At 66.0% G+C, this 12,957-nt stretch carries 14 protein-coding genes; 5 read left to right on the forward strand and 9 right to left on the reverse strand.

The features are described 5' to 3' along the window. Positions 1-783, forward strand: coding sequence for an MBL fold metallo-hydrolase (locus tag TGR7_RS04095; RefSeq protein ID WP_012637408.1), 783 nt, complete (start codon positions 1-3; stop codon positions 781-783). Between the two features lie 143 nt (positions 784-926). On the opposite strand, the gene folE2 is transcribed toward TGR7_RS04095, so the two are convergent. The 5 genes from folE2 to TGR7_RS04120 all read right to left on the reverse strand — a co-directional run bounded on the left by folE2 (position 927) and on the right by TGR7_RS04120 (position 5,396). Then, positions 927-1,739 (reverse strand): GTP cyclohydrolase FolE2, encoded by an 813-nt coding sequence (gene folE2 / locus TGR7_RS04100; protein ID WP_012637409.1) that lies wholly within the window; start codon positions 1,737-1,739, stop codon positions 927-929. A gap of 46 nt (positions 1,740-1,785) precedes the next feature. After that, the gene (gene queD, locus TGR7_RS04105) at positions 1,786-2,166 is read right to left on the reverse strand and encodes a 6-carboxytetrahydropterin synthase QueD (protein ID WP_012637410.1); all 381 of its coding nucleotides are present in this window, start codon (positions 2,164-2,166) and stop codon (positions 1,786-1,788) included. Positions 2,167-2,191: 25 nt separating this feature from the next. Further along, complete coding sequence (gene dxs / locus TGR7_RS04110) at positions 2,192-4,114, reverse strand: 1-deoxy-D-xylulose-5-phosphate synthase (RefSeq protein ID WP_012637411.1); 1,923 nt, start codon at positions 4,112-4,114, stop codon at positions 2,192-2,194. A 128-nt stretch (positions 4,115-4,242) separates the two neighbouring features. Next, on the reverse strand, positions 4,243-5,142 hold the full coding sequence (gene ispA, locus TGR7_RS04115; RefSeq protein WP_012637412.1) for a (2E,6E)-farnesyl diphosphate synthase: 900 nt from the start codon (positions 5,140-5,142) through the stop codon (positions 4,243-4,245). Continuing rightward, positions 5,139-5,396 (reverse strand): exodeoxyribonuclease VII small subunit, encoded by a 258-nt coding sequence (locus tag TGR7_RS04120; protein ID WP_012637413.1) that lies wholly within the window; start codon positions 5,394-5,396, stop codon positions 5,139-5,141. The genes ispA and TGR7_RS04120 overlap by 4 nt, the downstream gene beginning before the upstream one ends. A gap of 269 nt (positions 5,397-5,665) precedes the next feature. Here TGR7_RS04120 and TGR7_RS04125 point away from each other — a divergent pair, with 269 nt between their 5' ends. The 4 genes from TGR7_RS04125 to TGR7_RS04140 all read left to right on the forward strand — a co-directional run bounded on the left by TGR7_RS04125 (position 5,666) and on the right by TGR7_RS04140 (position 8,513). Continuing rightward, entirely contained in the window at positions 5,666-6,085 is a 420-nt protein-coding gene (locus TGR7_RS04125) for a rubrerythrin family protein (protein WP_012637414.1), read from the forward strand. Between the two features lie 84 nt (positions 6,086-6,169). Next, positions 6,170-7,513: a heterodisulfide reductase-related iron-sulfur binding cluster gene (locus TGR7_RS04130; RefSeq protein WP_012637415.1), complete on the forward strand. Its 1,344-nt coding sequence runs from the start codon at positions 6,170-6,172 to the stop codon at positions 7,511-7,513. 31 nt (positions 7,514-7,544) lie between these two features. Continuing rightward, on the forward strand, positions 7,545-7,850 hold the full coding sequence (locus TGR7_RS04135) for an encapsulin-associated ferritin-like protein (protein ID WP_012637416.1): 306 nt from the start codon (positions 7,545-7,547) through the stop codon (positions 7,848-7,850). Positions 7,851-7,925: 75 nt separating this feature from the next. After that, a complete protein-coding gene (locus TGR7_RS04140) occupies positions 7,926-8,513 on the forward strand; it encodes a DUF3501 family protein (RefSeq protein WP_012637417.1) in 588 nt (195 codons plus the stop codon). Positions 8,514-8,647: 134 nt separating this feature from the next. Here the strand turns inward: TGR7_RS04140 and TGR7_RS04145 are convergent, their stop codons facing one another. The 4 genes from TGR7_RS04145 to TGR7_RS04160 form a co-directional block, all read right to left on the reverse strand. After that, positions 8,648-9,310 carry a ceramidase domain-containing protein gene (locus TGR7_RS04145; RefSeq protein WP_012637418.1) on the reverse strand — a complete coding sequence of 221 codons (663 nt, stop codon included), beginning with the start codon at positions 9,308-9,310 and terminating at the stop codon, positions 8,648-8,650. A 119-nt stretch (positions 9,311-9,429) separates the two neighbouring features. Continuing rightward, entirely contained in the window at positions 9,430-9,930 is a 501-nt protein-coding gene (locus TGR7_RS04150) for a GlcG/HbpS family heme-binding protein (RefSeq protein WP_012637419.1), read from the reverse strand. 316 nt (positions 9,931-10,246) lie between these two features. After that, positions 10,247-11,620 carry a DNA repair protein RadA gene (radA, locus tag TGR7_RS04155; protein ID WP_012637420.1) on the reverse strand — a complete coding sequence of 458 codons (1,374 nt, stop codon included), beginning with the start codon at positions 11,618-11,620 and terminating at the stop codon, positions 10,247-10,249. A gap of 3 nt (positions 11,621-11,623) precedes the next feature. Further along, the gene (locus TGR7_RS04160; RefSeq protein ID WP_012637421.1) at positions 11,624-12,916 is read right to left on the reverse strand and encodes an HlyC/CorC family transporter; all 1,293 of its coding nucleotides are present in this window, start codon (positions 12,914-12,916) and stop codon (positions 11,624-11,626) included. Positions 12,917-12,957: the final 41 nt, after the last annotated feature.

Consider the following 12,957-nt stretch of genomic DNA (forward strand, 5'->3'; position numbering starts at 1 on the left):
ATGGCGGGTCAGCCGGTTCGGGGAATCCGCTTCGCCTCCCTTGGCAGCGGCAGCCGCGGCAACTGCCTGGTGGTGCAGGCGGGCCGCACCCGGGTGATGGTGGACTGCGGTTTCTCGGTTGCGGAGACCGAGCGCCGCCTGGCCCGCCTGGGGCTTGCACCCGAGGACATCGACGCGGTGCTCATCACCCACGAGCACAGCGATCACGTGGGCAGCGCCGCGGCCTTCTCGCGGCGCCACCGCCGCCAGGTGTGGCTCACCGCCGGCACCTACGATGCCTTGCGTGATACCGACTTCCACGCCCTGCGCATCATCCACGCCCATGAGCCCCTGGCCCTGGGCGATCTTGCCATCGATCCCTACCCGGTGCCCCACGATGCCCGGGAGCCCTGCCAGTTCGTGCTCAGTGACGGCGACCGCCGCCTGGGTCTGCTCACGGATGCGGGCTCGGTGACGCCCCACATGCGCCGGGTGCTGGACGGCTGTCACGCGCTGCTGCTGGAGTGCAATCACGATGTGCAGATGCTCGCCACGGGCCCGTATCCGGAATCCCTGAAGCGGCGCGTGGGGGGCGACTACGGCCACCTGGCCAACACCCAGGCCGAGGCCCTGCTGGCGGAGATGGACACCAGCCGGCTCACTCACCTGGTGGCCATGCACCTGTCGGAGAAGAACAACACCGAGGCCCTGGCCCTGGAGGCCCTGTCACGGGCGCTGGGGTGTACGCCCCAGTGGCTGGACGTGGCGCGGCAGGAGGAGGGGTTTGGCTGGAGGGATGCCTGACGTAGGTCGGGCTTCAGCCCGACGCCGGGCGCTCATGGAGACGTCGCAATGTCGGGCTGAAGCCCGACCTACGACCCGGTGTAGGAGGCCCGACCCCGGGCCGAACAGCGGTGGCGCGTCGATTCGCGGCGAAGTCGCCGCTCCTACGCGTCCTTGTCCTTCTCAATCAGCGCATACGCCGAGTGGTTGTGGATGGACTCGAAGTTCTCCGATTCCACCGCGTAGGCGCGGATGCGCTCGTCGGCATTCAGGCGGGCGGCCACGTCGCGCACCATGTCTTCCACGAACTTGGGGTTGTCGTAGGCACGCTCGGTGACGTGCTTCTCGTCGGGGCGCTTGAGCAGGCCGTAGAGCTCGCAGGAGGCCTCGCTCTCCACCAGGTCGATCAGTTCCTCGATCCACACGAACTCGCCCACCCGGGCGTTGATGGTCACGTGGGAGCGCTGGTTGTGGGCGCCGTAGTCGGAGATCTTCTTGGAGCAGGGGCACAGGCTGGTCACCGGCACCACCACCTTGATGTTCATCTGCGCCACGCCGTCGTGGATCTCGCCGATGAAGCTCACGTCGTAGTCCATCAGGCTCATCACGCCCGAGACCGGCGCGCGCTTGTTGACGAAGAACGGGAAGCTCATCTCGATATGGCCGGAGCCGGCCTCGAGGCGCTCGGCCATCTCGTGCAGCATCTGCTTGAAGGACTGCACGGTGATCTCATATTCGTGGTTGTTGAGGATCTCCACGAAACGGGACATGTGCGTGCCCTTGAAGTTGTGGGGCAGGTTCACGTACATGTTGAAGCGCGCCACGGTGTGCTGCTCGGAGCCGGTCCGATCGCTCACCCGCACCGGGTGGCGGATGTCCTTGATGCCCACCTTGTTGATGGGGATCTGGCGGGTGTCGGCGCTGGCCTGCACGTCGGGCATGCCGCCGGAGATGGCCTTGGGTGCGATGTTGCTCATTGTATTCATTGTCCTCGGTGTGTCCGGGGCAGTGTCGCTTTCGACACTAGTCTTCAGTGTAACGGACGCAGGCCCGTTCGGTTTCCCACAGGGTCAGCGCGTGCATGCGCCGGTGCGGGCCGTTGATCTGGGCCGCCATCTCCCGGAAGAACCAGGCGGCGATGTTCTCCGCCGTGGGATTGACCTCGGTGAAGGGCTCCAGTTCATTGAGATAGCGGTGGTCCAGCCGCCCGGCGATCTCCCGGGCGATCTGCTTGATGTCCCGGAAGTCCATGCCCATGCCGATGTCGTCCAGGCGCGTGGCGATCACCTCGGCCTCCACCTTCCAGTTGTGACCGTGCATGCGCGCGCAGGCGCCGGGGTAGTCCCGCAGCGTGTGGGCGGAGGCGAAGTCGGTGAGGACCTTGAGGGTGTATTGGGCGGCCATGTTTACAATTTAATAACTTAGTAAATTACTTGGATATTACCCGAGTGGGCGCGGACAGGCAATCGTCACGCCCGGACCGGGACGGTACATCGTTCAGCCGCGCGCGCACGGCCGCGAGGATGCCCTCGGCGTCCAGGCCGGCCTCGGAGAGCAGTTCTTCCCGGCTGCCGTGCTCCTGGAAACGGTCCGGCAGGCCCAGGTGCAACAGGGGCACGGTAATGCCCTGGACAGCCAGGCTCTCGGCCACGGCGCTGCCGGCGCCGCCGGCCACCACGTTGTCTTCCAGGGTCACCAGCAGGTCGTGACCCTCGGCCATCTCCCGCACCAGGGCCTCGTCCAGGGGCTTGACGAAGCGCATGTTGACCACCGTGGCATCCAGGGGTTCCGCCGCGGCCAGGGCCGCCGGCAGCACGGCGCCGAAGGCCAGCAGGGCGACACCCCGGCCCTTGCGGCGCAGTTGCGCCTTGCCCACGGGCAGGGTGTCAAGGCCCGGGTCGAGGGCCGCGCCCGGCCCCTTGCCCCGGGGGTAGCGCACCGCCGCCGGGCCGTCCAGGTGAAAGCCGGTGCTCAGCATGCGCCGGCACTCGTCCTCGTCGGCGGGGGCCATGACGGTCAGGTTGGGTACGCAGCGCAGGTAGCTCAGGTCGAAGCTGCCCGCGTGGGTGGGGCCGTCGGGCCCCACCACGCCGGCCCGGTCGATGGCCAGCAGCACCGGCAGGTTCTGGATGGCGATGTCGTGGATCAGCTGGTCGTAGGCCCGCTGCAGGAAGGTGGAGTAGATGGCCACCACCGGCTTGAGCCCGTCGCAGGCCATGCCGGCGGCCACGGTCAGGGCGTGCTGCTCGGCGATGCCCACGTCGTGATAACGCTCGGGGAAGCGCTGGGAGAATTCCACCAGCCCGGAGCCCTCGCGCATGGCCGGGGTGATGCCCACCAGGCGCGGATCGGCCTCGGCCATGTCGCAGAGCCACTGGCCGAACACCTGGGTGTAGCTGGGGCTGGAGGGGGTCTTGCCGGCGGCTAGGCCCTGGCTGGGATCGAACTGCCCCACGCCGTGGTAGCCGCAGGGGTCCTGCTCGGCGGGCGCGTAGCCGTGGCCCTTGCGGGTGACCACGTGCAGCAGGCGCGGGCCGGGCAGGGCGCGCAGGTTCTTCAGGGTCTTCACCAGGGACGGCAGGTCGTGGCCGTCAATGGGCCCGTAGTAGTTGAAGCCCAGCTCCTCGAACAGGGTGCCGGGCACGATCATGCCCTTCATGTGCTCCTCGGCGCGGCGCATGAACTCGCGCATGGGGGGCATGTGGTCCAGCACCCGCTTGCTGCCCTCGCGCACCGTGGAATAGACCTTGCCCGAGAGCAGGCGCGCCAGGTAGTTGTTCATGGCGCCCACGTTGGGGGAGATGGACATCTCGTTGTCGTTGAGCACCACCAGCAGGTTGGCCTTCTGGTCGCCGGCGTGGTTCAGGGCCTCGAAGGCCATGCCCGCGGTCATGGCACCGTCGCCGATGATGGCCACCGCGTGGCGGTCCTCGCCCAGCTGCCGCGCGGCCAGGGCCATCCCCAGGGCGGCGCTGATGGAGGTGCTGGAATGGCCCACGCCGAAGGTGTCGTAGGGGCTCTCGGCGCGCTTGGGAAAACCGGCCAGGCCGCCCTTCTTGCGCAGGCCGGGCATGGCCTCGCGGCGGCCGGTGAGGATCTTGTGGGGGTAGCTCTGGTGGCCCACGTCCCAGACCAGGCGGTCGTCGGGGGTGTTGAACACGTAGTGCAGGGCGATGGTCAGCTCCACCGTGCCCAGGTTGGAGGCCAGGTGGCCGCCGGTGCTGGAGACCGACTCCAGCAGGAAGGCGCGCAGTTCCCCCGCCAGGGCCGGGAGTTCGGCTGCGGGCAGTTCACGCAGATCCGAGGGCGACCCGATGCGGGACAACAGGGGATAGGACTCAGGCTGGCTCATCAGGGGCTTGCACAACGGAAAAGGGGACAATTATCGACCCCGCCGGGGAGTCATGCAAGAAATGGGGGAGGCGTGAGGGGTGAGGGGTGAGGGGGTGCGCCTCACGCCTATCCCCTCACGCCTCACACTCAGTGGATACGCTCGACGATATACCGGGCGATCCAGCGCAGCAGATCCGCCTCTGCCCCGAAGCCCTCCAGGGCGCCCAGCGCCTGGTCCACCAGTTCGCGGGCCGCCTGGCGGGATTCCTCCAGGCCGATCAGGGCGGGGTAGGTGGGCTTGTTCAGGGCCTGGTCGGCCCCCTGGGTCTTGCCCAGGGTCGCGGTGTCGCCCTCCACGTCCAGGATGTCGTCGCGGATCTGGAAGGCCAGGCCAACGCACTTGGCGAAGCGGTCCAGGTTCTCCAGGTGGGCCTTGTCCACCTCGGGCGCGCTCAGCGCCCCGAGCAGGACGCTGGCGCGGATCAGGGCACCGGTCTTGTGCACGTGCATGTCTTCCAGCTGGGCGATGTCCAGCTGTTTGCCCACCGAGCCCAGGTCGATGGCCTGGCCGCCGGCCATGCCCCGGGAGCCGGCGGCACGGGCCAGGGTTTCCATCATGCGCAGGCGCCGGGCCGGGTCGTCGAGCATGTCCGGGTCCATGGACAGGATCTGGAAGGCTAGGGCCTGCATGGCGTCGCCGGCCAGGATGGCCATGGCCTCGTCGAAGGCCTTGTGGCAGGTGGGCTTGCCCCGGCGCAGGTCGTCGTTGTCCATGGCCGGCAGGTCGTCGTGGATCAGGGAGTAGACGTGGATCAGCTCCACGGCGCAGGCCGGGCCGTCCAGCCGTTCGGGCGCCACGCCGAGGGCTTGGCCGGCGCCATAGACCAGCACCGGGCGCACCCGCTTGCCGCCGCCCAGCGCCGAATAGCGCATGGCCTCGTGCAGGCGTGCGGGGTGGGTGGTCTCGGCAGGGATCCAGCGGTCCAGGGCCTGCTCCAGGCGCGCCCGCAGAGCGGAGATGTGCTGTTCCATATTTGTCGGGCTCATTCGCCGTCCCCATCCTCGGCATCAGGCGTATCCAGGGGCACTTCTTCCCCCTCACCGCTGAGCAGGCGCACCTTCTGCTCCGCCGCCTGCAGGGCCTGCTGGCACTGACGCGCCAGGGCGATGCCCCGCTCGAACTCGGCCAGGGAGGCCTCCAGGCTCAGCTCGCCCTGTTCCATGCGTTCAACCAGGGCTTCCAGTTCGCCCAGGGCCTGCTCGAAATCCGCCGGTGCGGAAGGTGCGTTTTTCTTGGCCAAGGTCAATCTCCGCTAAAAGGGTCTAGAGTATAAAGAAAGGGTCCTGGCATGACAGCCGGGCAGGCCCGGGCTTGAAATCAGGCTCGAATGCCACCACGGAAAGGGATGGCTTGTGATGTTTCCTCTGCAAGTCCCCGCGGGACCGGCCGGAACGGGCCGTTGCCTGTTGACAGTGATTTAGACTTGGTCTAATTTATCGGCACGATTTAGAACGATTCTAAATCGTGCGTTTTCCCACTCAACCCACAGTTTGAAGATGGAGAACCACTATGGAACTCAAAGGCAGCAAGACCGAGCAGAGCCTGAAGGAGGCTTTTGCTGGTGAATCCCAGGCCAACCGCCGTTACCTGTACTTCGCATCCAAGGCTGACGTGGAAGGCTACAACGACGTCGCCACCGTGTTCCGCTCCACCGCCGAAGGTGAGACCGGCCACGCCCACGGCCACCTGGAATACCTGGAAGCCTGCGGCGACCCCGCCACCGGCCTGCCCTTCGGCAGCACCGAGGCCAACCTGAAGACCGCCATCGCCGGCGAGACCCACGAGTACACCGACATGTACCCGGGCATGGCCAAGACCGCCCGTGAAGAGGGTTTCGACGAAGTGGCCGACTGGTTTGAGACCCTGGCCAAGGCCGAGCGCTCTCACGCCAACCGCTTCCAGAAGGCCCTGGACACCCTGGGCTCCTAAGCGGCACCCGCCAGGGCCGGTTCGCCGGCCCTGGTTTTTTTACCCCACAGAATTCATCCAAGGCAGCCAGCAAGAGAGGCCGAGATGTCCGCACCGATCGAAGGTCAGAGAGAAGGAAGCCTGGAAGCGCCCACCCGTCACCCCCTCAATTGGCGCGACCCGGAGTTCTACAACGAGGAATCCCTGTTCACTGAACTGGAGCGGGTGTTCGACATCTGTCACGGCTGCCGCCGTTGCGTGAGCCTCTGCAATTCCTTCCCCACCCTGTTCGACCTGGTGGACGAATCCGAGACCATGGAAGTGGACGGCGTGGCCAAGGCCGATTACTGGAAGGTGGTGGATCACTGCTACCTGTGTGATCTGTGCTACCTGACCAAGTGCCCCTATGTGCCCCCGCACCCGTGGAACCTGGACTTCCCCCACGTGATGCTGCGCGCCAAGGCCGTGCGCTACAAGAAGGAAGGCGCCAAGGCGAGCCACAAGCTCATGTCCTCCACTGACACGGTCGGCAAGCTGGCCGGTATCCCGGTGGTGGCCCAGGCGGTCAACGCCGCCAACAAGATGAAGCCCGTGCGCAAGGTGCTGGACAAGGTGATGGGCGTGCACCCCGACGCCATCCTGCCCGAGTACCACAGCAACACCGGGCGCAAGCGTCTGAAGAACCACAGCTCCAGCAACAAGCCGGAGGCCGTGGGTCGGACCCAGGGCCAGGTGGCCCTGTTCGCCACCTGCTACGGCAACTACAACGAGCCCCACATCGTCGAGGACCTGGTCAAGGTCTTCGAGCACAACGGCATCCCCGTGACGCTCGCCGAGAAGGAGCGCTGCTGCGGCATGCCGAAGCTCGAGCTGGGTGACCTGGAGGCCGTCGAAGACGCCAAGAACCACAACATCCCGGTGCTGGTGAAGGCCATCGACGCGGGCTATGACATCGTCGCCCCGGTGCCCTCCTGCGTGCTCATGTTCAAGCAGGAGCTGCCGCTCATGTACCCGGACGATGCGGACGTGCAGAAGGTCAAGGCGCACATCTTCGATCCCTTCGAGTACCTGATGATCCGGCAGAAGGAAGGCAGGATGAACACCGAGTTCAAGGAAAAGCTCGGCAAGATCGCCTACCACGCCTCCTGCCACCTGCGCGTGCAGAACATCGGCCTGAAGACCCGCGAGGCCCTGGAACTGGTGCCCGGCACCGAGATCGACGTGATCGAGCGCTGCTCCGGCCACGACGGTACCTACGCGGTGAAGAGCGAGTTCCACGAGATCTCCATGAAGATCTGCCGCCCGGTGGTGAGCCGGGTGCAGAAGGCCGGGGCGGATCACTACTCCAGTGACTGCCCCATGGCCGGGCACCAGATCGAGAACGGCCTGGACGGCGACAAGGCCCCGGAGCATCCGCTGACCCTGCTGCGCAAGGCCTACGGTCTGTAAGGCAAGAAAAGACGAGCTAAGGAGAAGACAGATGTCGAACGAAGGCTATCACGAGCCCTACGAGGAACTGAGCGACGAGACCCGCGACATGCACCGGGCCATCATCTCCCTGATGGAAGAGCTCGAGGCGGTGGACTGGTACCAGCAGCGCGTCGACGCCTGCAAGGACGAGGAGCTGAAGGCCATCCTCGCCCACAACCGGGACGAGGAAAAGGAACACGCCGCCATGGTGCTGGAGTGGATCCGTCGGCGCGACAAGACCTTCGACAAGGAACTGCGCGACTACCTGTTCACCGACAAACCCATCGCCGGCCTGGAACACGAACACAAGGGCTGAGGACTGCCGAGCAGCGCCGATCGAACGGCCGGCCCGGAAGCGCCCTGGTCCAAGAGCCAACTACGAGGTGATTTCATGATGGACAAGCTGACCCGAGACGATCTGTATTCCCTGGAGAAGTATGCCGAGGTGCGGCCCCAGTTCCGCGCCGAGGTGATGAAGCACAAGCGTGACCGCATCGTGCCGGTGGGTCCCAACGTGACCCTGCATTTTGAAGACCGGCTGACCATGCAGTACCAGATCCAGGAGATGCTGCGGGCCGAGCGCATCTACGAATCCGAGGGCATCATGGAGGAGCTGGAGGCCTACAACCCCCTGATCCCCGACGGCAGCAACTTCAAGGCCACCATGATGGTGGAATTCGATGACGTGGAGGAGCGCAAGGTCGCCCTGGCCAAACTCATCGGCATCGAGGACAAGACCTGGGTGCAGGTCAGCGGCTTCGACAGGGTCTATGCCATTGCCGACGAGGACATGGAGCGCGACACCGAGGAAAAGACCTCCTCCGTGCATTTCATGCGCTTTGAGCTGACCCCCGACATGGTCAAGGCTGCCAAGTCCGGTGCCGCCATCAGTGTCGGCGTGGACCATGACAACTACGCCCACCAGGTGGAGCCGCTTCCCCAGGGCATCCGGGATTCTCTCGCCAGGGATCTGGCATAATACAACTGTGGTGATTGGAGCACTGGCGGGGCCGCAAGGCCCCGTTTTTTTTGTGTCAGTACTTTGTGTTTTGTGCTTGGTGTTTTGTGCGTTGTGTATGGCCTGGGCAAAGAGCCGCCGAGGGCGGGTATTGTTCAGGCGCGCTGGCACCGTTTCGTGCCGTGCTGGATGAGTCCCTCCAGCAACAGGTAGAGCAGCAGCCCATTCACCATGTGCCAGAGGAAATGGGTGCCGAAGGGCAGGGCGTTGCAGAGGAACAGGTCCGCGATACGAAACCCCAGGGACAGGGCGAACAGGCCGCTGCACAGGAGCAGGCGTCGCCACAGGGGATGCCCCCTCAGATGCAGCCACACGGCCATCGCGAGCAGGAACAGCAGTACCGGCAGGTAACCCACGGACTCGTTCAAGGCCCCCGCCGGGAGGATACCCATCGTTGCCAGGGTCACGAGCTGGTAAAGGACCACCACACCCAGGATCCCGGGCCAGGAAAGACCCGCGATGCGCCACAGAAAGCTGATGAGAAAGGCGTGGATGAACGCCACGATCGGGCCCGCATCCAGCAGGTAGGCCCAGGGGACGGCCACGGTGTGCCACAGCAGGCTGCCGATGCCGATCACGGCCACCAGAATAATCAGCACGCCGATGTCCGGCTGGGCCTTCCAGGAGGCGTCGGGTTGCCTGCGCCATGCGCGCCAGGCCATCCAGGCGGCGATGAGGAAGGCGGCATTGGTGATGGCATTGAGAGGCTCGGCCCAGAGCCCTTCGGCGCTTCGCTCGCAATACTCCGGCAGTCTCATGCCGACAGTCTAACCCGCGAGGTTCACACGTGCCCGGTCCGCATCTGGCAGATGCGGACCGGGCGACAAGTTGGTGATCCGCCTGGACTCTTCATCGGCAGGCCGGGCGGAAAATTCCACTACAAGACCAGCTTCTCCTTGATCTTGTCCACGCCTGCCCTGGCGCAGGCATCATCCACCTCGCCACTCGGGCCGCCGGATATCCCGATGCCGCCGACGATGGACCCGGCCTGTTCGATCAGCACGCCGCCGCCGAGCACCACCACGCCGGGCAGGTCGCGGATGCCGCTGGAAGGCTGGCCTGGCTGGGAGATGGCGATCAGGTCGGTGGTGTTGGTGCGAAAGCTCACCGCCGTCCAGGCCTTGCCGATGGCCGTTTCCGGGGTGTGGGCGCCGGCGAAGCGATCGCGCAGCAGCACCTGGACATTTCCGCCACGGTCCACCACCGCGACGGCCACCTGGACGTTCCGGCCCCGGCAGTGCTCGAGCGCCGCCTGTGCCGCTTCAAGGGCCACTTCGGGGATCAGCACGGGGTAGCTGAAGGTGCCCCGTTCCTGGGCAATAACAGATGTTGATGCCACCGCCGCCAGGGCGGCGGAGATCAGCAGGGTGCGCATCATGGTCCTATCCTCCTCGTCGCCGGCAGGTGTCGGCGCATGCCAGGGAGTCTAGTCCCGATGATTACGGGCATCGCCGCATTGTGCGGGATTGTGAACGCGTATTCGGGGTTGCTTGATGCAGGTTAATTGACGAGGTGAGCGGGGCGATGCCCCAGGAGCCTGTCGGACTTAGGTTGCGCCTACTGCGCCGGTGGGAGAGCGGTCCATTTTTCCGATCCTTTTCGTCAAATAGTGACGGCTATTCTCCTCAAACGATCGAAAAAATGGCCTCGCTCTCCCACGCGGCTCGCTACGGGCACCTGAGTCCGACAGAGTCCTAGAGGGCATCCAGCACCTGGGAGAGTCTCGACACCCCGATCACCTCCATCCCCTTGATGGGCTTGCGCGGCGCATTGCCGGCGGGGACGATGGCGCGGGTGTAGCCGTGCTTGGCGGCCTCCCGCAGGCGTTCCTCGCCGTTGGGCACGGGGCGGATCTCGCCGGCCAGGCCCACCTCGCCGAACACCACCAGTTCCTGGGGCAGGGGGCGGTTGCGAAAGCTGGAGAGTGCTGCGGCCAGCATGGGCAGGTCGGCGGCGGTCTCGGTGACCCGCACGCCGCCCACCACGTTGACGAACACGTCCTGGTCGAACAGGGCGATGCCGCCGTGGCGGTGCAGCACGGCGAGCAGCATGTTCAGGCGATTCTGTTCCAGGCCCACGGTGATGCGCCGGGGCTGGGCGGCGTGGCTCTCGGCGACCAGGGCCTGCACCTCCACCAGCAGGGGGCGGGTGCCTTCCCGGGTGACCATGACCACGCTGCCGGGCACCGGGTCCTCGTGGCGGGACAGGAAGATGGCCGAGGGGTTGCTCACGGGCTTCAGGCCGCTGTCCACCATGGCGAACACGCCCAGTTCGTTGACCGCGCCGAAGCGGTTTTTCACCGCGCGCAGGACCCGGTAGCGCCCGCCGGGATCGCCCTCGAAATACAGCACCGTGTCCACCATGTGCTCCAGCACCCTGGGGCCGGCCAGCTGACCTTCCTTGGTGACGTGGCCGACGATGAACAGGGCCGTGCCGGTCTGCTTGGCGAAGCGCACCAGCTGGGCGGAGGATTCCCGCACCTGGGCCACCGATCCCGGGGCGGACTGCAGCTGTTCCGTATAGAGGGTCTGGATGGAGTCCACCACCATGATGTCGGGGCGGGCCTGCTGGGCGTGCTGGATAATGCGCTCGGCGCAGGTCTCGGTGAGGAGCTTCAGGTCCTCGTAGGGCAGGCCCAGGCGCCGGGCGCGCAGGCTCACCTGCTGGGGGGATTCCTCGCCGGTGACGTACAGACCGTTCATGGCACCGCCGTCCGCGCCGGTCATGATGGCAAGGGTCTGCAGCAGCAGGGTGGACTTGCCGATGCCGGGATCGCCGCCGATGAGCACCACGGAGCCGTGTACCAGGCCGCCGCCCAGCACCCGGTCCAGTTCCGAGAGTCCGGTGCCGCTGCGCGGTTCCGCCTCCACCACCACGTCGCCCAGTCGGCGGATGGTGGCGGCCTCGCCGGCATAGCCGGCGAAGCGCGGGCTCGCGGCCGCTGCGGGCGCCGAGGCGATGGTCTCCTCCAGGGTGTTCCAGGCACCGCAGTCGGCGCACTGTCCGCCCCACTTGGGGTGCACGGCGCCGCAGGCGGTGCAGTGATACTGGGTCTTTGCCCTGGCCATGGATCAGTCCGCCTCTGGCGTGCGGCCGGAGCGGTATGCGGCCAGGCGACGGCCGATGCGCACGGTCTTCACGGCGTTGTTCTTCACCTGCACGATCTCGATGGGATAGCCGTCGATGAGCACGCTGGTGCTGGCCTCGGGGATGGTCTCGAGATGCTCGATGATCAGCCCGTTGAGGGTGCGCGGGCCTTCCAGGCTGAAGTGGGCGCCGATCATGCGGTTGAGTTCACGCAGGTGCACGCCGCCGTCCACCACCCAGCTGCCGTCCTCCTGGGGCATGACGTCCGGCGACAGGGCGGCGGGGTCGGTGGTGAACTCGCCGACGATCTCCTCCAGCAGATCCTCCAGGGTCACCAGGCCCTGGATGTCGCCGTATTCGTCCACCACCAGGCCGATGCGACGGCGCTCGCGTTGGAAGTTGAGCAGCTGGCGGTTGAGCGGCGTGCCCTCGGGGATGAAGTAGGCGTCGCGCAGGTGGGCGCGCAGTGATTCCTTGCTGAGCTCTTCCCGCATGATCAGGGGCAGGACGTTGCGCACATGGATGAAGCCAAGAACCTGATCGATGTTGCCCTGGTAGACCGGCATGCGGGTGTAGCTGCCGGTGAACAGTTGCTGTTCGATGTCGTCCCAGTCATCCTCCAGGTCGATGCCCTGGATCTCGTGACGGGGGACCATGATGTCCTCCACCGTGGCCTTCTCCAGGTCGAGGATGTTGACCAGCATCTTCTGGTGCTTGCTGGGTATCAGGCCTCCGGCCTCGTTGACCACGCTGCGCAGTTCATCGGAACTCAGGGCGTGCTGGTCGATGTCCTTGAGTCGGACTCCAAGCGCCCTCAGCAAGCCGTTGGCGATCAGGTTGATGATCCACACCAGGGGATAGGTGATCCGCAGCAAGGGGGTGTAGACCCATGCAGCCGGGTAGGCGATACGTTCGGAATGCAGGGCGCCCAGGGTCTTGGGGGTCACCTCGGCGAACAGCAGCAGGGCCAGGGTGAGCAGGCCGGTGGCGATGGCGATGCCCACGTCCCCGTAGAGGCGGAAACCGATGTAGGTGGCGAGCTGTGTGGCGAGGATGTTGACGAAGTTGTTGCCCAGCAGGATCAGGCCGATCAGCCGGTCCGGCTTGTCCAGCAGCCGCTGCGCCCGGCGCGCGCCCCGGTGTCCCGCCTGGGCCAGGTGGCGCATGCGATAGCGGTTGAGCGCCATGAGCGCCGTTTCGGAACCGGAGAAGAACGCCGAGCAGGCCAGCAGGGCGATGAGCACCGCGAACAGTGCGCTTAAGGGGATCTCAGCCAAGGCGGGGTGCGGGTGATTGGGCTATGCAGACCATTTAATCG

The organism is Thioalkalivibrio sulfidiphilus HL-EbGr7 (genome assembly GCF_000021985.1).
Taxonomy (GTDB): domain Bacteria; phylum Pseudomonadota; class Gammaproteobacteria; order Ectothiorhodospirales; family Ectothiorhodospiraceae; genus Thioalkalivibrio_A; species Thioalkalivibrio_A sulfidiphilus.

What these genes read in the sequence shown, in the direction of transcription:
- TGR7_RS04095 (WP_012637408.1), top strand. Translation starts at nt 1, where the DNA reads ATGGCGGGTCAGCCGGTTCGGGGAATCCGCTTCGCCTCCCTTGGCAGC.
- TGR7_RS04150 (WP_012637419.1), bottom strand. Translation starts at nt 9,930, where the DNA reads ATGATGCGCACCCTGCTGATCTCCGCCGCCCTGGCGGCGGTGGCATCA.
- TGR7_RS04140 (WP_012637417.1), top strand. Translation starts at nt 7,926, where the DNA reads ATGATGGACAAGCTGACCCGAGACGATCTGTATTCCCTGGAGAAGTAT.
- ispA (WP_012637412.1), bottom strand. Translation starts at nt 5,142, where the DNA reads ATGAGCCCGACAAATATGGAACAGCACATCTCCGCTCTGCGGGCGCGC.
- folE2 (WP_012637409.1), bottom strand. Translation starts at nt 1,739, where the DNA reads ATGAGCAACATCGCACCCAAGGCCATCTCCGGCGGCATGCCCGACGTG.
- radA (WP_012637420.1), bottom strand. Translation starts at nt 11,620, where the DNA reads ATGGCCAGGGCAAAGACCCAGTATCACTGCACCGCCTGCGGCGCCGTG.
- TGR7_RS04135 (WP_012637416.1), top strand. Translation starts at nt 7,545, where the DNA reads ATGTCGAACGAAGGCTATCACGAGCCCTACGAGGAACTGAGCGACGAG.
- dxs (WP_012637411.1), bottom strand. Translation starts at nt 4,114, where the DNA reads ATGAGCCAGCCTGAGTCCTATCCCCTGTTGTCCCGCATCGGGTCGCCC.
- TGR7_RS04145 (WP_012637418.1), bottom strand. Translation starts at nt 9,310, where the DNA reads ATGAGACTGCCGGAGTATTGCGAGCGAAGCGCCGAAGGGCTCTGGGCC.
- TGR7_RS04130 (WP_012637415.1), top strand. Translation starts at nt 6,170, where the DNA reads ATGTCCGCACCGATCGAAGGTCAGAGAGAAGGAAGCCTGGAAGCGCCC.
- queD (WP_012637410.1), bottom strand. Translation starts at nt 2,166, where the DNA reads ATGGCCGCCCAATACACCCTCAAGGTCCTCACCGACTTCGCCTCCGCC.
- TGR7_RS04125 (WP_012637414.1), top strand. Translation starts at nt 5,666, where the DNA reads ATGGAACTCAAAGGCAGCAAGACCGAGCAGAGCCTGAAGGAGGCTTTT.